Origin of the sequence: Brevundimonas sp. (assembly GCF_047617075.1) — a bacterium.
Lineage (GTDB): Bacteria > Pseudomonadota > Alphaproteobacteria > Caulobacterales > Caulobacteraceae > Brevundimonas.
Genome location: NZ_JBLGCI010000016.1, coordinates 22655 through 45809 on the forward strand (window position 1 = coordinate 22655; position 23155 = coordinate 45809).

General features: G+C 67.6%; 16 protein-coding genes. 12 read left to right on the forward strand and 4 right to left on the reverse strand.

The genetic code is table 11. From position 1 onward, the window contains the following. Position 1: 1 nt before the first annotated feature. The 4 genes from ACI8U3_RS13695 to mnmA all read left to right on the forward strand — a co-directional run bounded on the left by ACI8U3_RS13695 (position 2) and on the right by mnmA (position 4161). Positions 2 to 736: a flagellar hook assembly protein FlgD gene (locus ACI8U3_RS13695; protein ID WP_415015424.1), complete on the forward strand. Its 735-nt coding sequence runs from the start codon at positions 2 to 4 to the stop codon at positions 734 to 736. Between the two features lie 34 nt (positions 737 to 770). Next, positions 771 to 2225 (forward strand): flagellar hook protein FlgE, encoded by a 1455-nt coding sequence (gene flgE, locus ACI8U3_RS13700; RefSeq protein WP_415015425.1) that lies wholly within the window; start codon positions 771 to 773, stop codon positions 2223 to 2225. A gap of 170 nt (positions 2226 to 2395) precedes the next feature. Beyond that, a complete protein-coding gene (locus ACI8U3_RS13705; RefSeq protein ID WP_415015426.1) occupies positions 2396 to 2680 on the forward strand; it encodes a DUF1153 domain-containing protein in 285 nt (94 codons plus the stop codon). A gap of 278 nt (positions 2681 to 2958) precedes the next feature. After that, positions 2959 to 4161 (forward strand): tRNA 2-thiouridine(34) synthase MnmA, encoded by a 1203-nt coding sequence (gene mnmA, locus ACI8U3_RS13710; protein ID WP_415015445.1) that lies wholly within the window; start codon positions 2959 to 2961, stop codon positions 4159 to 4161. A gap of 140 nt (positions 4162 to 4301) precedes the next feature. Here the strand turns inward: mnmA and ACI8U3_RS13715 are convergent, their stop codons facing one another. From ACI8U3_RS13715 to ACI8U3_RS13725, 3 genes are all read right to left on the reverse strand, one after another. Beyond that, entirely contained in the window at positions 4302 to 6296 is a 1995-nt protein-coding gene (locus ACI8U3_RS13715; protein WP_415015427.1) for an acyltransferase family protein, read from the reverse strand. Positions 6297 to 6381: 85 nt separating this feature from the next. After that, positions 6382 to 8289 (reverse strand): sodium:solute symporter family protein, encoded by a 1908-nt coding sequence (locus ACI8U3_RS13720; RefSeq protein ID WP_415015428.1) that lies wholly within the window; start codon positions 8287 to 8289, stop codon positions 6382 to 6384. Positions 8290 to 8300: 11 nt separating this feature from the next. Beyond that, complete coding sequence (locus ACI8U3_RS13725; RefSeq protein WP_415015429.1) at positions 8301 to 8585, reverse strand: DUF4212 domain-containing protein; 285 nt, start codon at positions 8583 to 8585, stop codon at positions 8301 to 8303. 222 nt (positions 8586 to 8807) lie between these two features. Here ACI8U3_RS13725 and ACI8U3_RS13730 point away from each other — a divergent pair, with 222 nt between their 5' ends. Together ACI8U3_RS13730 and ACI8U3_RS13735 are read left to right on the forward strand one after the other, a co-directional pair. Beyond that, positions 8808 to 11354, forward strand: a complete 2547-nt coding sequence (locus tag ACI8U3_RS13730; RefSeq protein WP_415015430.1) for a TonB-dependent receptor — start codon at positions 8808 to 8810, stop codon at positions 11352 to 11354. Between the two features lie 11 nt (positions 11355 to 11365). Beyond that, positions 11366 to 13054 (forward strand): alkaline phosphatase D family protein, encoded by a 1689-nt coding sequence (locus ACI8U3_RS13735; RefSeq protein WP_415015431.1) that lies wholly within the window; start codon positions 11366 to 11368, stop codon positions 13052 to 13054. On the opposite strand, the gene ACI8U3_RS13740 is transcribed toward ACI8U3_RS13735, so the two are convergent. Beyond that, on the reverse strand, positions 13051 to 14406 hold the full coding sequence (locus ACI8U3_RS13740; protein WP_415015432.1) for a GH1 family beta-glucosidase: 1356 nt from the start codon (positions 14404 to 14406) through the stop codon (positions 13051 to 13053). The genes ACI8U3_RS13735 and ACI8U3_RS13740 overlap by 4 nt on opposite strands. A 211-nt stretch (positions 14407 to 14617) precedes the next feature. Between ACI8U3_RS13740 and ACI8U3_RS13745 the strand changes: the two genes are divergently transcribed. From ACI8U3_RS13745 to ACI8U3_RS13770, 6 genes are all read left to right on the forward strand, one after another. Next, positions 14618 to 15655: a LacI family DNA-binding transcriptional regulator gene (locus ACI8U3_RS13745; RefSeq protein ID WP_415015433.1), complete on the forward strand. Its 1038-nt coding sequence runs from the start codon at positions 14618 to 14620 to the stop codon at positions 15653 to 15655. A 5-nt stretch (positions 15656 to 15660) separates the two neighbouring features. Further along, positions 15661 to 18651: a TonB-dependent receptor gene (locus ACI8U3_RS13750; RefSeq protein ID WP_415015434.1), complete on the forward strand. Its 2991-nt coding sequence runs from the start codon at positions 15661 to 15663 to the stop codon at positions 18649 to 18651. 87 nt (positions 18652 to 18738) lie between these two features. Continuing rightward, on the forward strand, positions 18739 to 20154 hold the full coding sequence (locus ACI8U3_RS13755; RefSeq protein WP_415015435.1) for a glucoamylase family protein: 1416 nt from the start codon (positions 18739 to 18741) through the stop codon (positions 20152 to 20154). Further along, the gene (locus ACI8U3_RS13760; RefSeq protein ID WP_415015436.1) at positions 20151 to 21431 is read left to right on the forward strand and encodes an extracellular solute-binding protein; all 1281 of its coding nucleotides are present in this window, start codon (positions 20151 to 20153) and stop codon (positions 21429 to 21431) included. The genes ACI8U3_RS13755 and ACI8U3_RS13760 overlap by 4 nt, the downstream gene beginning before the upstream one ends. Then, positions 21428 to 22318 carry a carbohydrate ABC transporter permease gene (locus tag ACI8U3_RS13765; protein WP_415015437.1) on the forward strand — a complete coding sequence of 297 codons (891 nt, stop codon included), beginning with the start codon at positions 21428 to 21430 and terminating at the stop codon, positions 22316 to 22318. The genes ACI8U3_RS13760 and ACI8U3_RS13765 overlap by 4 nt, the downstream gene beginning before the upstream one ends. Beyond that, complete coding sequence (locus ACI8U3_RS13770) at positions 22315 to 23136, forward strand: carbohydrate ABC transporter permease (protein ID WP_415015438.1); 822 nt, start codon at positions 22315 to 22317, stop codon at positions 23134 to 23136. Before ACI8U3_RS13765 ends, ACI8U3_RS13770 begins: the two co-directional genes overlap by 4 nt. The last annotated feature ends 19 nt before the right edge of the window (positions 23137 to 23155 follow it).

Here is a 23155-nt window from a genome sequence, read left to right on the forward strand (position 1 = left end):
CATGGTTGACGCCATTTCCACAACCCAGGCCGGCAACCGGATGAACGCCGGCAGCCAGATGCTGGCCTCGAACTTCGAGACCTTCCTGCAGCTTCTGACCGCCCAGCTGAAGAATCAGGACCCCCTGTCGCCGCTGGACTCCAACGAGTTCACCGGGCAGCTGACCCAGATGGCGGGGGTGGAGCAGCAACTGCTGACCAACGATCTGCTCACCGCCCTGCTGGAACAGAGCGGCGGGTCGGGCATGGCGGGCGCGGCCAACTATATCGGCCGCGAAGCCACCGCCGCCTGGGAGGCGGTGAAGTATCAGGACGGCGAGGCCACCTGGAGCTACGAGCTGGCTTCGAACGCCGCCGAGGTCACCATGGAGGTGCTGAATGGCAACGGCGACGTGGTCTGGACCGGCCAGGCCGACCAGACCGCCGAAGGCGTCCACGACTTCACCTGGAACGGCCAGACCGCCGGCGGCGGCCAGGTCCAGGACGGCGGCGTCTACACCCTGCGCGTGACCGCCGCCTCGGCGGGCGGCACGGCGGTGGACTCCCAGGTCCTGATCCGCGGCCGGGTCAGCGGCGTCGAGATGTACGACGGCCAGCCCTACCTGACCATCGGCCGCTCGGTCGTGCCCCTGACCCATGTCATCGCCCTGGAGGAACAGGCCCAGGCGCAGCTTCCACCCGAGGACGAGGAGAGCGTCATGGCCTCCATCGCCTCGGCCCTGAACCCTTTCAACTGACCCCGTTCAAAGTTTTCCTTCCAGGAGTTTCACCATGAGCATCAACAGCGCGCTTCTCGCCGGCGTTTCGGGCCTCGCCGCCAACTCGGCCGCCCTGTCCGCCATCTCCCAGAACATCGCCAATGTGAACACCATTGGCTACAAGCGGACCCAGGGCGAGTTCCAGACCATGGTCAACGCCCAGAACCAGGGCGCCGGCTATTCCGCGGGCGGCGTCATGGCCAATACCCGCAACTTCATCAGCCAGGCGGGCCAGCTGCAGCGCACCAGCTCCTCCACCGACCTGGGCATTTCAGGGTCGGGCTTTTTCGTGGTGACCGAGCAGGCCGAGGGCCTGACGCCCGCCGACACCCGACTGTTCACCCGCGCCGGCGCGTTCCGCGTGGACGAGATGGGCTATCTGAAGAACACGGCCGGGCTTTATCTGCAGGGCTGGCCGGTGGACACCGAAGGCAACGTCAATACGGATCCGTCGGATCTGAACCGTCTGCGCTCCATCAATGTGGGCACCGTCGGCGGCACCGCCGAGGCCACCACGCGGGTGCAGCTGAACGCCAACCTGCGCTCCAGCCAGGATGTGTCGGCCGAGGCGCTGGCGGCGGTCGCGGTGCCGGTGGGCGCAAACGCCTATGATCCGGCCACCAATTCCATGGCCATGTGGGATCCGGAAGCGGGAACCGGCGTGAAGCCGGACTTCGAGCTGACCATTCCGGTGTCGGATTCCAAGGGCGGTCAGCGCACCCTGGCGGTGTCCTTCCTCAAGAGCGACACCCCCAACCAGTGGTACGCGGAAATCCGCGCCATCCCCGAGGGTGACGTGGTCACCGGCGCCGGCTTGAACAACGGCCAGCTGCGCTCCGGCATCGTCGCCTTCACCCAGGACGGCCGTCTCGACGTCCCGGCCATGCAGGCCCTGGGCGCCGCCGCCCTGTTCGACGATCCCGAGAACGCCAGCCTGGAGTTCGGCGCCTCCGACGGCGGCGCGCCCGCCGCCGGCGAGTTCCGCTGGGCCGACGGCCTGGGCATCGACGACCAGACTGTCACCTTCGACCTGAACGCCTCGGCGGGCGGGCTGACCCAGTACGACAGCGCCTCGGTGGTGCAGGCGACCCTGACCAACGGCACGGCGTTCGGCAACCTGACCGATATCCAGATCGACGACGAAGGCTCGGTCACCGCCATCTTCGACAACGGGGTCATGCGCCGCATCGCCCAGGTGGCCCTCGCCACCTTCCCAAGCCCCGACAGTCTGCAGGCGGTGAACGGAAACGCCTATTCCGTCAGCCAGGCCAGCGGCACCTACAACCTCAAGACCCCCGGCTCGGGCGGGGCGGGCTTCATCGGCGCATCGCAGCTGGAAGCCTCCACCGTGGACCTGTCCACCGAGTTCACCGGCCTGATCACGACCCAGCGCGCCTACTCCGCCTCGTCGAAGATCATCACCACCGCAGACCAGATGCTGGAAGAGCTGCTGATGATCAAACGCTGATACGCGGGCAAGTAATCGTTAGAGTCAATGAATCATAGCCTAAGCATTTGGGGTGGAATCCACCCGGAAACGGCGGATTTTATCCTTCCGTTCACCAAGGCGCTTAAGCGGCCTTTCAGGGCTGCCGCGTATGCTCATGATCGTGATGGTGACGTACGAGGCATAAGCCCATGTTGAAGGAACAGCGTCTTAACAGCCGCGGAGAGCGGTATGTGGTGGGCCCCACGGGCACGCCTCTGACTCTCTCCGACCTGCCGCCCCCGAACACCGACCGCTGGGTTATCCGGCGCAAGGCCGAGGTGGTGGCCGCCGTGCGCGGCGGGCTGCTGACGATCGAGGAGGCGCTGGAGCGCTATCGCCTGACCGCCGAGGAATTCGGCGCCTGGCAGAAGGCCATCGACAAATGGGGCATGCAGGGCCTGCGCACCACGCGCATCCAGCATTATCGCCAGTAGTCGCGGGTTTCTCCGAAGGTTTCAGGGCCGCGTCCGCAAGGGCGCGGCCCTTTCCTTTTCCTCCCCGCCCGAGCGGGGAGGGGGACCGCGCCCGCAGGGCGTGGTGGAGGGGTTGTTTCAGCGGCTCAGGTCGTTCTGGTGAAGGCGATCAAACGCTGGCGTCGCCCCCTCCGTCACGAGCGCTGAATCGCGCTCGCGCCACCTCCCCATCCCAAGCGATGGGGAGGAGATTCGCGCAAAGCCTCGAATTCCGCATCATTGAAGACTAAATGGCGCCCATGACCCTGATGGAGCCCATCTGCCCTGTGCCCGACATCGCCCGCGCCGACATGGACGCGGCGGTGGAGGCCGCGCGCGCGGCGGTGGGTCTGCCTGTGGGCGCGCGGGTGGTGGCGGCCATGTCCGGCGGGGTGGACTCCACCGTGGTGGGGGCGCTGCTGGCCAAGGCCGGCTATGACGTGGTGGGCGTGACGCTTCAGCTCTACGACCACGGCGCGGCCCTGAAGAAGAAGGGCGCCTGCTGCGCGGGCCAGGACATCCACGACGCCCGGCTGGCGGCCGAGATGATCGGCATTCCCCACTATGTGCTGGATTATGAAAGCCGCTTCCGGGACGCAGTGATCGATCAATTCGCCGACAGCTATCTGCGCGGCCAGACGCCGGTGCCCTGCATCCGCTGCAATCAGACGGTGAAGTTCCGCGACCTGCTGGACGTCGCCCGCGACCTGGGCGCCGAGGCCATGGCCACCGGCCACTATGTGCGCCGCGCCGCTGTCGGCAATCGGGCGCAGATGCGCAAGGCCGTCGATCACTCTCGCGACCAGTCCTATTTCCTGTTCGCCACCACGGCCGATCAGCTGGACTATCTGCGCTTTCCGCTGGCCGATCTGGACAAGCCCCAGGTGCGCGGCGTGGCGGCCGAACTGGGCCTGAAGATCGCGGCCAAGCCGGACAGCCAGGACATCTGCTTCGTGCCCACCGGCGATTACCGCACCTTGATCGACCGGCTGCGACCGCAAGGGCGCGAGGCCGGCGAGATCGTGCACATGGACGGCCGCGTGCTGGGGACCCATTCCGGCATCACCGACTACACCATCGGCCAGCGCCGGGGTCTGAACGTGGCGGTGGGCGAGCCCCTGTTCGTGGTGCGGCTGGAGCCGGAAACCCGCCGGGTCATCGTCGGTCCGCGCGAGGCGCTGCTGACCGCGTCCCTGACGCTTGAGGAAACCAACTGGCTGGGCGATCAGGCGTCCATCGAGGAAGCGGCCAAGGACGGCGCGGCCGTGCTCGCCCGCGTGCGCTCAACCCGCGATCCCTCGCCGGCCCGTCTGACGATGCAGGACGGCGGCGTGGCCGTGGTGTTCGACGAGGGCGAGGAAGGCGTGGCGCCGGGTCAGGCCTGCGTCCTCTATGACCCCGCCGACCCCGACCGCCTGCTGGGCGGCGGTTTCATCGCGGGCACGACGGCGGTGGCGGTCTAAGGACGCCCCCGCCCCGCTCACCCCAGCGAAGGCTGGGGTCCAGATGGCGGGCCAGTTCTGTCCGGTGGTGATGCGCGCGCATATCCAACGCCGAGCCTAGGACCCTGGACCCCAGCCTTCGCTGGGGTGAGCGGATATGACTAGCGTCCGGCCGCCGCGATCCCGTCCAGCACGGGCGTCAGCTCTTCCCTCAGCATCGGCGCCAGCGAGCGGGCGTAGGTCGTCCCGAAGTGGTGGGTGTCGTGATAGACCATGACATTGCCCACCACAGCCGGGCAGGTGGCCTCGTCACAGAAGAAGCGCGAGAAATCGAGCGGATACAGACCCTCGATCTCCGTCACCTCAAGCGTCGGATTTTCCGGCGACAGCAGGTCCGCCCGCGCCCGTGAGCACCGCGCGGCGTCGCGGCCGAACCGCTCCACGCACTCGGCCACGTCGAACTGGAACCACGGCGTGTCGCGCATGCCCACGATGGGGATGCCCAAGGCCTCCAGCTCGCGCCAGCGTTCGACGTAACCCGGCGCGATCTCGTCGGCCGAATACTCGCCGCGCGTGGTGGTGGTGAACACCGCGTCCGGGCGGATGCGCTCCAGCTCGGCCATCACATTGCGGTTCCACACGGCGCAGGAAGGCGGCTCGTGGGGCTCCGGCGTTTCGCGGAACAGACAGGCGCTCTTGGTGAAGATCATCAGCTTCCAGTCGCTGGCCTCCACCGCGCCCAGCAAGGCCGGGAACCACTGGGTCACGTGCGAGCCGCCCACCACCGCCAGGGTGTAGGGCGCGTCCGGGTCGCCATAGACGCAGTTCGGCGTGGCGGTCCCGGTCTCGGACTGATGGCAGCCGTTGTCGTAGAGCTCGGGCCGGTCGGCGCGCACGGTGAACGGACCGGGCGTCACCGGTGCCTGGGGGATGTCGCGTCCGAAGGCGGCGGCGCCGGGGTAAGCCTCTGTATCCGCCAGCCGCGCCCACTCGGCGCGGGCCTGAAACTTCGTATAGCCGATCCAGCCCACGGCGACCCCGCCGGCCACCGCCACGGCGGCGGCCCCGGCGATCAGGATGCGCCAGGGTTTCGCGTCGCTGAGGTAGCGCGTCGGCCCCTCGATGAAGCGCAGGGTCAGGTCGGCGGCCAGAAGGGCCGCGCCCAGAATGACCAGACCCGCCAGCGGCGTGGCGACGGTGCGCTCGCTGATCGCCAGATAGGCCAGCAGGATCGGCCAGTGCCACAGGTACAGGCCGTAGGACCGGTCCCCCAGCCAGGTGAACGGACGGCTGCCCAGCAGCCGCGCCACGCCGAACCGGCTGACGCCCAGACCGCCGATCAGCACCATGGCGGCGCCCAGCGTCGGCCACAGGGCCGCATAGCCGGGAAACACCGTGGAGACCTGCAGCAGGAAGCCGCACGACACGATCAAGGCCAGACCCAGCCAGCCCAGCGCCAGCCTCAGACCCTCGCCCAGCTTCAGGCGCGGCAGGATCAGGGCGACGAGGCCGCCCAGGGCGAACTCCCACAAACGGGCGAAGGTGTCGAAATAGGCGGCGGGCTGATCGCGCGCCGTATGGACCACCGACCAGGCCAGAGAGCCCACGAACATCAGGATCAGGAATCCGGTCACCGCCTTGGTGCGGTCTATGCTCGTGCGGCCCACCGCCCACGCCAGCCCCCACATGGCCACGCCGAAGAAGGCCAGCGCCTGCACCTGAACCGCCATGGCCCAGTAGTGCTGCACCGGCGCGGTGGCCGCGTCGCGGGTCAGATAGTCGGTGGAGAATTTGATCAGATACCAGTTCTCCAGATAGGCGGCCGCGGCGATCACGTGCTTGGCGTAGGGCTCCCACCGCACGCCGGGCGCCCACAGGGGCGCGGTCAGGACGATGACCACCAGCACGAACAGGGACGCAGGCAAGAGGCGCTTGGCCAACTTCGCCGCATAGCGGATCACGTCCACGGAACCCTTCGCCACAGCTTCGCGGCCCAGCGAGCCGATCAGCAGGAACCCGGACACCACGAAGAACACGTCCACTCCGCCGGACACCCGGGCGAACCAGATGTGAAACACGGCCACCAGCAGGGCGCCCACGGCCCGCAGGCCCTGGATGTCTCCCCGGCGTTCAGTGCGTGCTGGCGCGATGGACATGGGCGTTCCCCGACAGTTGAACGCCCTCTCTGCCACGGTCCCGGTTACCGTCGGCTCAACGGCCGGGGATTAAATCGGCGGGCCTTCAGCCGGCCGACGGCAGTCGGATCTCCTCGACCATGGCCTGAACCTCGGCCGGCGGGGCGGGCGTGGCCAGGGTGACGACGATGGACACGATGAAGCTGATGACCATGCCCACGGCGCCGAAGCCCTCGGGCGAAATGCCCAGGAACCAGGCCTCGGGCGTGCCTGCGGCCGCGCCGGGGATCAGGCCGAGGAAGGCCGCCAGCCCGGTCAGGACCAACAGGCCCGAAACCGCCGCGAAGGGCGTGAAGCGCCGGCCGCTGTCCTGGGACGCGCCCAGATGCAGCACGAACACCGCCAGGGCCAGAACCAGCACCGTGACCCCGATCACCATGGGCGAGAAGCCGACCTTGAAGTGGATCAGATAGGCGCCCGTGACGGTCAGGCCCGAGATCATGCCCCAGATGGCGCCGTGCTTGTTCATGCGCTTCCAGAAGATGCCGAGGAAGATGGCCGGAAAGAAGCTGGCCGCCGCCAGACCGAAGGCGAAGGCCACCACCGCCGCCACGAAGCCCGGCGGATAGATACCCGCCAGAATGGCGATCAGCACCGCGACCACCGCCGCCAGCCGCGCCACCAGCAGCTCGCGCTTGTCGCTCATGTCCTTGAAAAGCACCTTCTTGCACAGGTCGTGGGACACGGCCGAGGAGATGACCATCAGCAGGCCCGCCGCCGTGGACAGGGCCGCCGCCAGACCGCCCGCCACAACCAGACCGATGACCCAGGCCGGCAGGCCGCCGATCTCGGGATTGGCCAGGACGAAGATGTCCTGATCCAGTTTGGTCACCTCATTGACCTCGGCGTCGGCGGCGTAGCGGATGCGCCCGTCTCCGTCCTTGTCGGTGAACTCAAGCAGGCCGGTGCGCTCCCAGTTGTAGAACCACTGGGGCGTGGCGCCCGCGCCCTGATCGGCCGCCTCGGCCTCGCCCTGGCGCACGTCCTGCGAATATTCCGACTGGTGCACCGTATCGATGAAGTTGGAACGGGCGAACACGGCCACCGCCGGGGCGGTGGTGTAGAGAATGGCGATGAAGGCCAGGGCGTAGCCTGCCGACCGCCGCGCGTCCGACGCCTTGGGCACGGTGAAGAAGCGGATGATCACGTGGGGCAGGCCGGCCGTGCCCACCATCAGGGCCAGGGTGATGGCGAACACGTCGATGCGCGCCTTGGTCCCCTCGGTGTAGGCCGAGAAGCCAAGCTCGGTCAGGGTCTGGTCCAGGTTCTGCAACAAGGGCGTTCCGTTCTGGGCGTTGCCCACGAAGCCCAGCTGCGGAATCGGCGAGCCGGTGATCTGCAGCGACAGGAAGATGGCCGGCACCATGAAGGCGAAGATCAGCACGCAGTACTGCGCCACCTGGGTGTAGGTGACCCCCTTCATTCCGCCGAGCACCGCATAGAACAGCACCACGATGGAGCCCACCACGACCCCGATCTCGATGGGCACGTCCAGGAAGTTTGAGAAGGCGATGCCCACCCCGCGCATCTGGCCGGCGATGTAGGTGAACGACACGAACAGGGCGCAGATCACCGCCACGATCCGGGCGGTCTGGGAATAGTACCGGTCGCCGATGAAGTCCGGCACGGTGAACTTGCCGAACTTCCTGAGGTACGGCGCCAAGAGCAGCGCCAGCAGCACATAGCCGCCGGTCCAGCCCATCAGATAGACCGAGCCGTCATAGCCGGAGAAGGCGATGATCCCGGCCATGGACATGAAGCTGGCCGCGCTCATCCAGTCGGCGGCGGTGGCCATGCCGTTGAACACCGGATGCACGTCGTGCCCGGCCACATAGAAGTCGTTGGTGCTGGAGGCCCGGGCCCACACGGCGATGCCGATGTAAAGGCCGAAGCTGGTGATGACGAAGAAGCAGGTCCAGAACAGGGTCGGCGACAGGCCGAAGATGGTGTCCATGTCCGCCCCCTTCAGACCTGATCGTCCGCGCCGTGACGGCGCTCGATGCGGTCCATCACCACCGCATAGACGAAGATCAGAACCACAAAGACGTAGATCGATCCCTGCTGGGCGAACCAGAAGCCCAGCGGCGCCCCGCCGATGCTGAACTGGTCCAGCCAGTCGCGAAACAGGATGCCCGCCCCGAACGACACCAGGAACCAGATCGCCAGCAGCGCGCCCATCAGGGTCAGGTTCTTTTTCCAGTAGGCCTTGTGTTCGGCCCGGCGGACGTCTTCGCGGCTGGTGTCTGTCATGCATCGCCTCCCTGCGACCCGGCACAGTGGAACGATGCGGCCGCGACGCGCAACCGCTTTTGTCGGACTTAAGTGAGGCCGGCCTGTCGGCCTGTGGCGCCCTTGCCCTCGGACGCGGAATTCCAGCGTCCCGGATCAAGCGTCACCGGACCGTGGCGAAGCTGTCGCGCGTCCTACATGAACGGCGATTAGTGCGAGTCCATCCAATCGGGGGACTACATCATGGCTCGCATCACATCTCGTCGCATCGGCCTCATGAGCGCGGCTGCCGCCTGCGCCCTGTTCGCCGGAACGGCTCAGGCCCAGGAGGCCACCCAGGTCGACGAAATCGTCGTCACCGCCCAGCTGCGCGCCCAGGACCCCATCGAGGTGCCCTTCGCCCTGACCGCCTACAACGGCGACTTCCTGCGCGATCTGGGTGTGCAGGAGTTCGAGGAACTGTCGGCCTACGTCCCCGGCTTCCTGGTGCAGAACCAGTCGCCCAACAACCCCGGCTTCGTGATGCGGGGCATCACCTCGGACTCCGGCGCCGCCACCAGCGAGCCGCGCGTGTCGGTCTATCAGGACGGCGTGTCCATCTCGAAGTCGCGGGGCTCCTATGTGGAGCTGTTCGACATCGAGCGCATGGAGATCGCCAAGGGGCCGCAGTCGACCCTGTACGGTCGGGGCGCCCTGATCGGGGCGGTGAACATCGTCCAGCGCCGGGCCGAGCCGGGCGAATTCCAGGCTGACGCCCGCGTCGGCTTCGGCGACCTGGGCTATCGGCTGGCCGAGGGCATGATCAACATGCCGCTGGGCGAGACCTCCGCCATCCGCTTCGCCACGCGCCTGAAGAGCCGCGACGGCTATGTGGAGAACCTGCTGGGCGGCGAGGACTACAACGGCGTGGACACCGAGGCCTATCGCCTGGCCCTCGCCTTCGAGCCGACGCCGGACCTCAGCATCGACATCATCGCCAACTATCAGCATGACGACGGCACGGCGACATCGTTCAAGTCCATCGCCTACGCCCCCGCCGATCCGAACACCGGCGCGGTGCTGGGCGGGACGGCGCCCTGGGAAGGCGCGGCCCTGACTCCGGGCGGCGATTTCGACGGCGGCCAGTCCCTGGGTCTGGACCGGGATGTGTGGGGCGTCACCGGCCTGGTGGCCTGGGACCTGTCGCCCACCCTGACCCTGAACAGCATCACCGCCTATCGCGAGTTCGACTCCTACGAGACCTTCGACGCCGACGGCGTGTCCCTGCCGATCCTGACCGCCGCCGAGGACGCCTACGGCGAGCAGTTCAGCCAGGAGCTGCGCCTGAACTTCGAGGCCGGCCCGCGCGTGACCGGCTTCGTGGGCGCCGGCTATTTCCATGAGGAAGGCTATCAGCGCACCCCGACCCAGTTCGACGAGCGCGTCGCCCTGGCCCAGCTGTCGGGCTTGCTGGACGGCGGCATGGGCGGCGGCACGCTGCCCGCCGCGGCCTATCCGGGCCTGTCCCAGCTGATCCTGGGCCAGTTGCTGGCGCCGCTGGGCGCCGGCCCGCTGGCCCCGGCCATCGCCGGCAACCTGAAGCCCGCCCATATCGAGACGCCCACCAATGTGTCCGAGCTGACCTCTTGGGACGTGTTCGGCGACATGACCTTCCAGGCCACCGACCGCCTCGAGCTGTCGGCCGGCGTTCGCTACACCACCGACGAGAAGACCACCGGCTACGCGGCCCAGGTGGACAACGGCCGCTCGACCCTCGGCGGCATCCTGGGCGCCCAGGCCATCGCAGGACAGATCCAGCAGCTGATCGCTGTCGGGACGCCCGAGGCCCTGGCCCAGGCCGCCGCCCTCAACGCTCAGCTGAACGGTCTGGTCGGCGCCCTGTCCACGCCGGGCTTCGCCACCCTGCCCGGCCTGCCCCTGTTCGCCCTGACGGCCCAGCCCACGGCCAACAACGGCGATTTCGTCTATCAGGACAGCGAGGACGACGGCTTCACCTGGCGTCTGACCGCCCGCTACGCGGTGTCGGACGACCTGAGCCTGTACGCCAACTATGCGCGCGGCCGTCGTCCCGAGGTTCTGGCCCCCGCCGGCCCGTCCCAGCCGGGCGGCGCGGTGAGCTTCAACACCGTGGAGGCCGAAACGGTGGACAGCTTCGAGATCGGCGCCAAATCGGTGCTGATGGACGGGGCGCTGCGACTGGACGGCGCGGTCTATCTGTATGACTACCAGAACTTCCAGACCACGGTTCAGGACGGCGTCCAGTTCATCACCACCAACGCCGGCGAGGCGGAATCCTACGGCTTCGAGGGGCAGGTGTTCTACGCCGCCTCGGACGCTCTGGACCTGTTCGCCACCTACGGCTTCAACCACTCGCGCTTCGGCAACGGCATCTATGAGGGCAACAGCTTCCGCCTGTCGCCAGACCATATGGCGTCGGTGGGCGCGGTGTGGCGGGTGCGGGCCGGCGCCGGCGCCTTCGAGATCCAGCCCAGCTACACCTGGCAGTCGGAAGTCTTCTTCAGCGACGACAACGACATCGCCGCGTTGCAGGTGAACAATCTGGTGCCCGACACCGAGCAGGACGAGGTGCAGGACGCCTACGGCCTGTTCAACCTGCGCCTTCGCTATGCGCCCGACAGCGCGGACTGGGGCGTGGAGGTGTTCGGCGACAACCTGCTGGACGAAGAGTTCATCAAGGACGCGGGCAATACCGGCGACGGTCTGGGCATGCCCACCTTCATCGCCGGGCGCTCGCGCACCTGGGGCGTCAATCTGAGCCTGCGTTACTAGGAGCCGCCGTCATGCCCATCGACCGTCGCCGCCTTCTGGGCCTGATCGGCGCGGGGGCCGCCGCCCCCGCCGCTTCCGCCCACGCCCGCCAGTCCGCTGCGGCGGTCGAATTCCGCCACGGCGTCGCCTCGGGCGATCCGCTCGCCGACCGGGTCATGCTGTGGACCCGGGTCAGCCCGGACCGCGCCGACGCGGCGGTCTCGGTGGACTGGCGCATCCGGCCGCTGGACAGCGACACGGTGGTCGCCTCGGGTACGGTCCAGACCGGGCCCGAACGGGACCAAACGGTCAAGGTGGACGTGGGCGGCCTTCAGCCCGGCGCCGACTACCGCTTCGATTTCGTGGTCGGCGAGGTGCGCTCGCCCGAGGGCCGCACCCGCACCCTGCCCGCCGGCGGGACCGAGGACGTGGTGCTGGCGGTGGCGTCGTGCCAGCTGCACCCGGGCGGCCTGTTCAACGCCTATGAGGCCATGGCCGGACTGGAGCGCCTGGACGCGGTCGTGCACCTGGGCGACTACATCTATGAATACGGCGCCGAGGCGGACGACTACGGCATGGTCACCGGGGCGGCCCTGAACCGCGTGCCCGAGCCGGCCCACGAGATCGTCAGCCTGGACGACTATCGCCGCCGTCACGCCCAGTACAAGTCCGACGCCGACCTGCAGGCCGCCCATGCCCGCGCGCCCTTCATCTGCGTGTGGGACGATCACGAAGTCACCAACGACAGCTGGACCGAGGGCGCCCAGAACCACCAGCCCCGCGATGAGGGCGACTATGGCGCGCGCAAGGCCGCGGCCCTGCGCGCCTATTACGAGTGGATGCCCATCCGCGAACCGCAGGACGGCCTGTCCATGGCGGCCATCAATCGCACCTTCCACTTCGGCGATCTGGCGACCCTGGTGATGGTCGAGACGCGTCTGACCGCGCGGGATGAGCCCATCGGCTACGCCACCCACCTGCCCATGACCACGGACGAGGCGGGCAATCCGATCCCCGACGTGGCCGGGTTCGAAACCATCCGCAACGATCCGGCCCGCGAGCTGATGGGCGCCGATCAGATCACCTGGCTGAAGGGCGAGCTGGAGGCGTCGCGTCTGGCGGGCCGTCCGTGGCAGATCATCGGCAATCAGGTGGTCATGGCCCGCGTGGCCGGCCCCAATGTGGCCGACACCGTGCCGGCGGCCATGATCGAGGGCCTGCTGGCCCAGCTGCCCGAAGGCGTGCGGGCGCAGGTGCAGCAGTCGATCCAGCTGTTCCGCTTCGGCCTGCCGTTCAATCTGGACAGCTGGGACGGCTATCCGGCCGAGCGCGAGCGCCTGTACGCCGCCTTCGCCGAGGCGGGTGTCTCGCCCATCGTCCTGGCCGGCGACAGCCACGCCTTCTGGGTCAACGAGCTGAAGGACGCGGCCGGCCAGCGTCGCGCCGTCGAGTTCGGCGCCAGCGCCATCTCCAGCCCCTCGCCCGGCGACGCCATTCCGGCCCTGCCGCTCGGTCCGGCGCTGGCCCAGACCAATGAGGAGGTGGTGTTCTGCGACCAGTCCTCGAAGGGCTTCGTGCTGCTGACCCTGACGCGGGAACAGGCGACCGCCGAGCTGAAGGCGGTGTCCACCATCCTGGCCAAGCCCTTCGAGGTGCGCGACGCGGCGCGCTTCACCGTGGCGCGCGGACCGATGGGCGCGGGCGACCTGACCCAGGCCTAGAGCGTATCCAGCGCCTTGCCGTTGGTCTGGATGATCTGGGCGTAGAGCAGGCCGGAGTCCTTTATGGTCCGCTCCTGGGTCAGGTAGTTCACGTGGGTGATGCCGAACCGCTTGGAGAAGCCCAGCGACCACTCCAGATTGTCCAGCAGGGACCAGGCCATGTAGCCGGTCAGGTTCACGCCCTTGCCGATGGCGTCGTGGGCGGCCTTGAGGTGGTTCTTGAGGTACTCGACCCGCATGGGGTCGTGGATGCGGCCATCGATGGCGTGGGGCGGATCGTACCAGGCCGAGCCGTTCTCGGTGATCATCAGCGGCATGCCGCCCGTCTGCTCATGCAGCCAGACCAGGGTGTCGGTCAGGGCAGGGGGGTAGACCTCCCAGCCCGTCTCCGTATGGGCGTGCTGGACCTGCTTCACCGGGCGTGCGCGCACGGGCCAGGCGGAGGGGTCGTTTTCCGGCACCGCCCGCGTGTACCAGTTCAGGCCCATCCAGTCGGTGGGCGTGGCGATCAGGTCGAAGTCTTCCTTGGGGAACTCGCGCCAGGCGCGCCCATAGACGTCCTTCAGCTCCTCTGGATAGCCGCGCCCCATCAGGGGATCGAGGAACCAGCGGTTCATCTGGGCCTCGGCCCGGCGGCGGGCGGCCTCGTCCTCGGGCTTGTCGCTGGCGGCGTATTTGGGCTCGATGTTCAGGACGATGCCGATCCGGCCCTCGCCCACGTCGCGGAAGCGGCGCACGGCGGCGCCGTGGGCGCGCAGCACGTTGTGGCCCGCGATCACCGCCTCGAAAGCCGAGCGGTGGCCGGGCGCCAGGGCCCCGTGCAGATAGCCGCCGTCCACGATCACCCACGGCTCGTTGATGGTGCCCCAGGTCTTGATGCGGCCCTTGAACTTTTCGAACAGAACCTGGCCGTAGTCGGCGAACCAGTCGGCGATGTCGGGGTTCAGCCAGCCGCCGCGATCATCCAGGGCGGCGGGCAGGTCCCAGTGATACAGGGTGCACAGCGGCTCGATGCCCGCCTCAAGCAGGCCGTCCACCAGCCGGTCGTAGAAGTCCAGGCCCGCCGCGTTGATGCGCCCGCGACCCTCGGGCATCACCCGGCTCCAGGACACGCTGAAGCGATAGGCCTGAAGATTCAGGCGCTTCATCAGTTCAATGTCCTCGCGCCAGCGGTTGTAGTGGTCGCAGGCCTCCTCGCCGGTGTCGCCGTCCTTCATCATGCCGGGCGTGTGCACGAACCGGTCCCAGATGGACTCCCCCGCGCCGTCGGCCATGGACGAGCCCTCGATCTGATAGGCGGCGGTGGCGGCGCCCCACAGGAATCCCTCGGGAAATTCGTAGCTTCGTTTCATGAGAGGTGTTCCTGCCCTGGAGTGGTCGCCGGTCCGTTCATGTTCGGGCGTTCGACAAACGCTTGCGTAAACGATTACGGCTGTGTCATGTAAACGATTACACGCTGAACGCCGGACCGCCGTCAAGGCCGCCGGGACAGTTCAGGCGGGGTCAGGGAGACAGCATCAGGATGACGGCGAAAGCCCCCCATAGCGCCCATGAGCCTCGGGCATGAGGCCCGCGACCATCAAGGACGTGGCCGCCCGCGCGGGCGTGTCCGTGGCCTCGGTGTCGCGTGTCCTGAACGACCAGGGCGTGGTGGGCGAGGACACCCGCGCCCGGGTCCGTGAGGCGGTCGAGGCCCTGTCCTATGTGCCCCACTCCGGCGCCCGCAGCCTGATCACCCGGCGTACCGACACGGTGGGCGTGATCCTGCCGGACCTGTTCGGCGAGTTCTTCTCGGAGCTGATCCGCGGCATGGATCTGGCGGCGCGCGAGAAGCGGCTGCATCTGATCGTGTCCAGCTCCCACGACGACGCCGAGGAGGCGTCCTTCGCCATCAAGTCCATGCGCGGGCGGGTGGACGGGCTGATCATCCTGTCGCCCCATCTGGACGCCGCCGCCTTGGCCGCCAGCCTGCCGAAATCGCTGCCGGTGCTGCTGATGAACGGCGGCGCGCGGGATGTGGAGCGCCCCTCCATCACCGTGGACAATCATGGCGGCGCCGAGGCCATGACCCGTCACCTGCTGGAGCAGGGTCGCCGCCGCGTGGCCCACGTGGCCGGGCCGGACGGCAACCTGGAAGCCGAGGCGCGGCGCGCCGGCTACCTGGCCGCCATGGCCGAGGCAGGGATCGAGCCGGTGGTTCTGGACGGCGACTTCGATCAGGCCTCTGGCTACCGCGCCGGGGCCGCCATCGCGGCCATGGACATCCGCCCTGACGCGGTGTTCGCGGGCAACGACATGATGGCGGTCGGCGTCCTGACGGCGCTGCAGGAAGCGGGTCTGCGCTGTCCCGAGGACGTGGCCGTCGGCGGGTTCGACGACGTGCCCATCGCCTCGCTGGTCCGGCCCGCCCTGACCACCATGAAGATCAATATCGCCGAGACCGGCCGCCGCGCGCTTGAGCGCCTGACCGGCCTGATCGACGCTCAGGGGGACGGCGTCCCCGACCACGAAATCGTGCGGCCCACACTGGTCGCGCGCCAATCCAGCAGCAGCAACAGCGGGAAAAGCGGGTCCAAGTCCGCGCTCGCTCAGGGAGGATGAAGACCATGATCCGGAACACCAAACGTCACCGAGGCCTGATGGGCGCATCAGCGGTCGCCATCGCGGCCTCCCTGATGCTCGCCGGCGGCGCCATGGCGCAGACGGCCACATCAACCATCCGCGGCAACGTCACCGACCAGGGGCAGGCCGAGGCGGGGGCCCAGATCGTGGCTCGCGACACCGCCACCGGCTATGTCTCCCGCTCCACAGCCAACGCTTCCGGCAACTATGTGCTGTCGGGGCTGCGTCCGGGCTCCTACGAGGTCACCGTCACCACGTCGGACGGCCAGACCGCGACCGAGACCGTCAGCATCGGCGTGGGTCAGACCGGCACCCTGGATCTGCTGGTCGGAGGCGACGTCGTCGCCGACGCCGGCGCCACCGAGGTTGAGGAGCTGGTCATCACCGCCCGTCAGCTGGCGGACGCCCGCACCTCGGAAGTGGCCACCAACGTCAGCCGCACCCAGATCGACACCCTGCCGCAGATCAGCCGCAACTTCCTGAACTTCGCGGCCCTGGCGCCCGGCGTGCGCGTGACCGAAGGCGAGACCGAGCGGACCATCACCGCTGGCGGCCAGCCCGCCACCGCCATCAACGTCTTCATCGACGGCCAGAACCAGAAGTCCACCATCATCGACGGCGGCGTCGCCGGTCAGGACGACAGCCGCGGCAACCCCTTCCCCCAGGGCGCCGTGCAGGAGTTCCGCGTCGTCTCGCAGAACTTCAAGGCCGAGTACGAACAGGCCGGCTCCGCCATCATCACCGCCGTGACCCGCTCCGGCTCGAACGAGTTCGAGGGCGAGGTGTTCGCCACCTATCAGAACGAGGAATGGATCCAGCAGGACTACTTCTCGGAGCTGCGCGGCGCGGAGCAGCCGGAGCTGACCCGCGAACAGTACGGCTTCGTCCTGTCCGGCCCGATCATTGAGGACACCCTGCACTTCCTGGCGTCCTACGAGCGCAAGGACGAGACCCGCTCGGCCCAGACGTTCATCACCCGGCCGGAGTACGCCGACCGGTTCGCGGATCAGATTGGCAATTTCGCAACGCCGTTCGAGCAGGACTTGTTCTTCGGCAAGCTGAGCTGGCAGATCAATGACCGGAACCGTCTGGAACTGACCGGCACCTGGCGCGAGGAGGCCGACATCCGGGATGTGGGCGGTCAGAATGGCCCGGAACGCGCGCGCCAGATCAACACGGACACCCGCTCTCTGGTGCTGCGCCACCAGTATCAGGGCGACAATTTCCTGAATGAGATGGCGCTGGATTATTTCAGCTACACCTACAATCCCACCTCGCTGAACTTCGACACCTTCGGTCAGGAGTATGTCATCTTCGCCGACGCGGACGGGACAACGCCTGGATTTCAGTTCAACGAATTCTCACGAGAAGGGCTGGTCTTCTTCTCCGGTGGTCGCAGCGATGACCAGACCGCCGAACAGGAAAGCATAACGTTCCGCAACGACCTGACGTTCACTAACATCGAGTGGAACGGCGAGCACACGATTAAGCTGGGCCTGAAATACTCTGACCAGAGCTATTTCGTGAACAAGGAATTCGGACGCAACCCGCAGTTCCTGTTCGACATTGAGGGTCGCCCGGAAATCAACGGCTCAGACGAGATTCCCGTGCGAGTCACCTTCGGCTCTGACGTGCCGCCGGCGGACCTGTCGAACACCGTCATCGGGCTGTACATCCAGGACGACTGGCGCATCACCGACCGGCTGGAGCTGAACCTTGGCCTGCGTTGGGATTACGAGGACAACGCGGTCAACAACGACTACAGCACGCCCCAGAACATCCGCGACATGCTGGCGGCCATGGAGGCCCTGCCGGGCTACAGCTTCCCCGATTATTTCAATCCGGACGACTACACCACGACCAATGGCCGTGACGCCTTCGCGGAAGCCTTCCAGCCGCGCCTCGGCTTCTCCTATGACGTCTTTGGGGACCAGAGCACGGTGATCTTCGGCGGGGCGGGCCGCTACTATGACCGTATCGGCTTCAACTTCCCCTTCGATGAGCGGTTCAAGCCGACCCAGTTCATCACCGAGATCCGCTTCTCACCTGACGGCTCCCGCCCGGGCACGGTTGCGTGGGATCCCAGCTATCTGACGCCGGAAGGCCTCGATCCGCTGCTGGCGGCGACCCCCGGCGCCGGCGAGGTGTTCCTGATCCGCAACGACGCCCCGCCGCCGCGCACCGACCAGTTCAACCTGGGTGTGCGCCAGATGTGGAACGACTGGCAGCTGTCCGCCACCCTGGCCTATGCGTTCACGGACAACGAGTTCGCCTGGTACATCGGCAATCCGGCCACGGACGGCAACCGCTTCGGCGGGCCCACGCCGAGCTCGGTGGGCTTCCCCGAGTTCCGCAACCTGGTCTTCATCTCCAACCACGACCGCGAGCGGGAATACGCGGCCCTGCATCTGCAGGCCGAGAAGCCCTACAATGCGACTGACGGATGGGGTTTCCAGATCAACTACACCCTTTCCGAGGCCACCCAGAACGGCAGCCGCGATCAGGGCCTGGGCAATTTCGATTTCGACTACAACTGGATCGACACCACCCCGACCTTCTACTCGCCCACGGACGAGCGGCACCGGATCACGGCCAGCGGCCTGGTGGATCTGCCCTGGAACTTCCAGCTGTCCGGCTTCCTGACCCTCGGATCGGGCCGGCCCTACACCATCTTCAACTGCCCCGACGCCCCGGCCGGCGGCCCGAACATCTGCTGGAACGAGGGCCGTCCGGAGAAGTTCAGCTTCCTCATTCCGGACGCCTGGGCCTACCGCCAGCTGGACCTGCGCCTGACCAAGAACTTCGACCTCTTCGACGGTCATCAGGCCCAGATCTACGTGGACGCCATCAACGTGTTCGGTTTCCGCAACTACTCGGGCTTCAACCAGGACTTCAACTCGCCGGAATACGGGCGTCCGAACAGCGTGTCGCTGCCCACCCGCAGCTTCCAGATCGGCATGCGCTACCGCTGGTGACGGTTTTCTCCTGAGCCTCGGCCGCTCCCACCTCTGCCCGGGAGCGGCCGATTTTTTTGCTATAGTATCGCGTAAGGAGGCTCCGCCTTGGACCGCCGTCGTTTCCTGTTGACCTCATGCGCCGCCGCCGGCGGCCTCTCGCTCGCCGGCCTGGGCGCCTGCGCCACCACCGGCATGGCCGGCGGGCTGGATCCCGAGATCGCCGAGCTTCAGGAGCGGACTTTCCGCTGGTTCTGGGACGTCACCCCGCACGAGACCGGCCTGACGCCGGACCGCTGGCCGACGCCGTCCTTCTGTTCCGTGGCGGCGGTGGGCAGCGCCCTGACCGTCTATCCCATCGGCGTGGAGAACGGCTGGATCACGCGGGATCAGGCGCGCGAGCGGACCCTGAACACCGTGCGCTTCTTCCACGACGCGCCGCAGGGACCGCAGGCCACAGGCGTCACGGGCCACAAGGGCTTCTTTTACCACTTCCTGGACATGCAGACGGGTCACCGTTTCGGCACGACCGAGCTGTCCACCGTGGACACCGCCCTCTTGCTGGGCGGCATGCTGTTCGCGGCGCGCTATTTCGACGGCGAGCACGCCGATGAGGTGGAGATCCGGCGGCTGGTCGAGGCGGTCTACGCCCGCGTCGAATGGCCCTGGGCCCAGGTGCGCGGCCACAAGATCAGCATGGGCTGGCATCCCGAGACCGGCTTCATCCCCCACGACTGGGACGGCTACAACGAAGGCATGCTGGTAATCCTGCTGGCCATGGCCAGCCCGACCCATCCAGTCGATCCCGCCGCGTGGGCCGCGTGGTGCTCTACCTATGACACCCTCAGCTGGACGGACCGATGGGGCCAGCCCTATCTGCATTTCGCGCCCCTGTTCGGGCATCAGTACAGCCACATGTGGGTGGATTTCCGGGGCATTCTGGATCCCTACATGCGCGAGAAAGGCTTCGACTATTTCGAGAACAGCCGCCGCGCCGCCTATGCGCAACAGGCCTATGCCCGGGCCAATGCGGGGAACTGGACCGGCTATTCGGATCAGGTCTGGGGCCTGACCGCCTGTGACGGACCGGGCGACTTCACCCTGGACATCGCCGGACGCGAGCGTGAGTTCTTCAGCTATTCCGCGCGCGGGCCGGGGGAGCGGGACGACGGCACCATCGCGCCCACGGCGGCGGCGGCCTCCATCGCCTTCGCGCCGGAGATCGTCATCCCCTGCGTCAAGGCCGTGAAGGCGCGCTATCCGGCCATCTACACCCGCTACGGCTTCCTGGATTCGTTCAATCCGACCCTGACCGAGACCGGCGGCAACGACCTGCTGCACGGCGACATTCATCCGGATGTGGGCTGGGTGGCCGACGATTATCTGGGCATCGATCAGGGCCCCATCGTCATCATGATCGAGAACCACAGGTCCGACCTGGTCTGGCGGCTGATGCGCACTGATCCGCATATCCGCCGGGGGCTGGAGCGCGCCGGCTTCACCGGAGGCTGGCTGAGCGCATGAGCGGACCCGGCCTTCATCGACGCGCGGCGCTCGGCCTGATGGCCGGGGGTCTGGCCGCGTCGGTGGGGGCCTGCGCGCGCCCGGATGACGGGGTCACGCGCCTGACCCTGTGGGCCATGGGCAACGAGGGGGCGGCGACCCCCGCCCTGCTGGACGAATTCCACCGCCTGAACCCCGACGTGCGCGTCTCGGTGCAGGCCCTGCCCTGGACCGCCGCCCACGAGAAGCTGCTGACCGCCTATGCGGGCGACTCGCTGCCGGACGTCAGCCAGGTGGGCAACACCTGGATCGCCGAGATGACCGCCATCGGCGCGGCCACGCCGGTGCCCCCCGGCGCCGACGACATCGTGGCCGGGGGTTTCGACAGCGTCATGGAAACCAACCGCATCGGCGGGCGGCTGATGGGCGCGCCCTGGTATGTGGACACCCGGCTGGTGTTTCACCGCACCGACCTGCTGGCCCGCGCCGGCTATGACGCCGTGCCCCAGACCTGGGCCGAGTGGAAAACCTGCATGCATGCGGTCAAGGGCGTGGCGGGCGACGGGAACTACGCCATCCTGATGCCGGTGAACGAGTTCGAGCAGCTGCTGACCTTCGGCCTGCAGACCGGCGAGCCGCTGCTGCGCGACAACGACAGCCGAGGCAATTTTTCCAGCCCGGCGTTCGTCTCGGCCCTGGCCTTCTACAAGAGCCTGTTCGACGAGGACCTGGCGCCCACCGTGTCCGGGACCCAGATCTCCAACGTCTGGGACGAGTTCAGCCGCGGCTTCTTCAGCTTCTATTTCTCCGGGCCGTGGAGCGTGGGCGACTTCCGCGCCCGCCTGTCCGACGAAATGCAGGCGAACTGGGCCACAGTCGGCGTGCCGGGGCCGGACGGGCCGGGCGCCTCGGCGCCGGGCGGGTCCAGCCTGGTGGTTTTCGACTCTTCGCCGCGCAAGGACGCCGCCTGGCGGCTGGTGCGCTACCTGTCGCAGGTGGACACCCAGGCGCGCTTCAATGATCTGACCGGCAACCTGCCCGCCAAGGTGGAGGCGTGGGCCGCTGCGGGCATCCGCGGCGACGCCAAGCTGGCGCCGTTCGAGGCCCAGCTGGAGCGGGCCGTGCCCGTGCCCAAGGCTCCGGAATGGGAGCGCGTCGTCACCGAGATGCAGGTGGTGGCCGAGCGCATGGTGCGCGGCGAGTACACCCCCGAGACGGCCGGCGCCGAGATCGACCGCCGCGCCGACCGGCTGCTGGAAAAGCGCCGCTGGATGCTGGATCAGGGGCGGGCGGTATGAGCGCGGCGCGGACGGAACGGGCGGCCTGGGGCTTCGTGTCGCCCGCCTTGGCCGCCGTGGGCCTGTTTCTGGTCATTCCGGTGTTCGGCGCCCTGCTGCTGAGCCTGACCGATTTCGACATCTACGCCCTGGCCGACATCCGCAACATGCGGTTCGTGGGTCTGGACAACTACGTCAATCTGCTGGGCAATCCGCTGTTCTGGACGGCCATGCGCAACACCGCCTGGTTCGCCGTTCTGGGCGTGCCGGCCACCATCGTCGCCTCGCTGCTGGCGGCGGTGCTGCTGAATTCGAAGATGGTGAAGTGGCGGCCCATCTGGCGGGTGGCGTTCTTCGCCCCCTATGTGACCACCCTGGTGGCCACGGCGGTGGTGTGGCGCTATTTGCTGCACACCCGCTACGGCGTCATCAACTGGGTGCTGGACGGATTCGGCATCCCGCCGGTGGACTGGCTGGGCCAGCCCGAGACCGCCATCCCCGCCATCCTGATCTTCGCGGTGTGGAAGCTGTTCGGCTATTCCATGCTGATCTTCCTGGCCGTGCTGCAGACCGTGCCCGAGGAACTGTACGAGGCCGCCCGCATCGACGGCGCCGGACCGGTCAAGCAGTTCCGCCATGTGACCCTGCCGGCCATCGCGCCGACCGTCCTGCTGGTCAGCATCATCTCGGTGGCCACCTTCTTCCAGCTGTTCGCCGAGCCCTATGTGATGACCCAGGGCGGACCGGCCCAGAGCACGGTGACGGTGCTGTATTTCATGTACGAGGAAGGCTTCAAATGGTGGAACCTGGGCTCCGCCAGCGCCGTGGCCTTCATCCTGTTCCTGTGCATCTTCGCCATCACCCTGGTGCAGCTGTGGGTGTCACGCCGTCTGGGGGGCGAGACATGAAGCGCGCCCCGCCGACGGTTCTGCTGAACATCGCCGTGGTCCTGATCGGGCTGATCGTCCTGTTCCCGCTGGCGTGGATGGTGTCGGTGTCGTTCATGAGCGCGGGCGAGGCGGCGACCTTCCCGCCGCCGCTGTTGCCGTCGCAACCGACGCTGGAGCACTACCGCGACCTGTTCGCCAATCAGGGCATGGGCCGGTATCTGTGGAACAGCTTCGCCCTGGCGGGCATGGCGACGGGCCTGTGCCTGCTGGTCACGGTTCCCGCGGGCTACGCCTTCGCCAAGCTGAGGTTCACCGGCCGCGACCGGCTGTTCCAGATGCTGGTGGGGGCCTTGGTGATCCCGGCCCAGATCGGCACCCTGCCGCTGTTCCTGATGCTGAAGCAGGTGGGTCTGGTGAACACCTACGCCGGGGCGCTGGTGCCGTGGCTGACCTCCATCTTCGGCCTGTTTCTGGTGCGCCAGTACGCCTTGTCGATTCCGGACGAGATGCTGGAGGCCGCGCGGGTGGACGGCGCCTCGGAGCGCCAGATCTTCACCCGCGTGGTGCTGCCGACGCTGCAGCCCATTCTGGTGACCCTGGCCCTGTTTGTGTTCGTCGGGTCGTGGAACGACTTCCTGTGGCCCCTGATCATCCTGACCGACCAGTCGAACTACACCCTGCCTGTGGCCCTCGCGACCCTGTCGCGCGAGCACGTGCAGGACATCGAGATGATGATGGCCGGGTCGGTCATCACCGTCCTGCCGGTGCTGATCCTCTTCCTCGCCCTGCAACGCTACTACATCCGCGGCATGCTCGCGGGCAGCGTGAAGGGCTGATCCCCTTGTGAGTGCGTAC

Coding starts and splice junctions, on each gene's coding strand:
- ACI8U3_RS13720 (WP_415015428.1), bottom strand. CDS start 8,289: ATGGACACCATCTTCGGCCTGTCGCCGACCCTGTTCTGGACCTGCTTC.
- ACI8U3_RS13695 (WP_415015424.1), top strand. CDS start 2: ATGGTTGACGCCATTTCCACAACCCAGGCCGGCAACCGGATGAACGCC.
- ACI8U3_RS13735 (WP_415015431.1), top strand. CDS start 11,366: ATGCCCATCGACCGTCGCCGCCTTCTGGGCCTGATCGGCGCGGGGGCC.
- ACI8U3_RS13750 (WP_415015434.1), top strand. CDS start 15,661: ATGATCCGGAACACCAAACGTCACCGAGGCCTGATGGGCGCATCAGCG.
- ACI8U3_RS13745 (WP_415015433.1), top strand. CDS start 14,618: ATGAGGCCCGCGACCATCAAGGACGTGGCCGCCCGCGCGGGCGTGTCC.
- flgE (WP_415015425.1), top strand. CDS start 771: ATGAGCATCAACAGCGCGCTTCTCGCCGGCGTTTCGGGCCTCGCCGCC.
- ACI8U3_RS13725 (WP_415015429.1), bottom strand. CDS start 8,585: ATGACAGACACCAGCCGCGAAGACGTCCGCCGGGCCGAACACAAGGCC.
- ACI8U3_RS13730 (WP_415015430.1), top strand. CDS start 8,808: ATGGCTCGCATCACATCTCGTCGCATCGGCCTCATGAGCGCGGCTGCC.
- ACI8U3_RS13765 (WP_415015437.1), top strand. CDS start 21,428: ATGAGCGCGGCGCGGACGGAACGGGCGGCCTGGGGCTTCGTGTCGCCC.
- ACI8U3_RS13740 (WP_415015432.1), bottom strand. CDS start 14,406: ATGAAACGAAGCTACGAATTTCCCGAGGGATTCCTGTGGGGCGCCGCC.
- ACI8U3_RS13705 (WP_415015426.1), top strand. CDS start 2,396: ATGTTGAAGGAACAGCGTCTTAACAGCCGCGGAGAGCGGTATGTGGTG.
- ACI8U3_RS13715 (WP_415015427.1), bottom strand. CDS start 6,296: ATGTCCATCGCGCCAGCACGCACTGAACGCCGGGGAGACATCCAGGGC.
- mnmA (WP_415015445.1), top strand. CDS start 2,959: ATGACCCTGATGGAGCCCATCTGCCCTGTGCCCGACATCGCCCGCGCC.
- ACI8U3_RS13770 (WP_415015438.1), top strand. CDS start 22,315: ATGAAGCGCGCCCCGCCGACGGTTCTGCTGAACATCGCCGTGGTCCTG.
- ACI8U3_RS13760 (WP_415015436.1), top strand. CDS start 20,151: ATGAGCGGACCCGGCCTTCATCGACGCGCGGCGCTCGGCCTGATGGCC.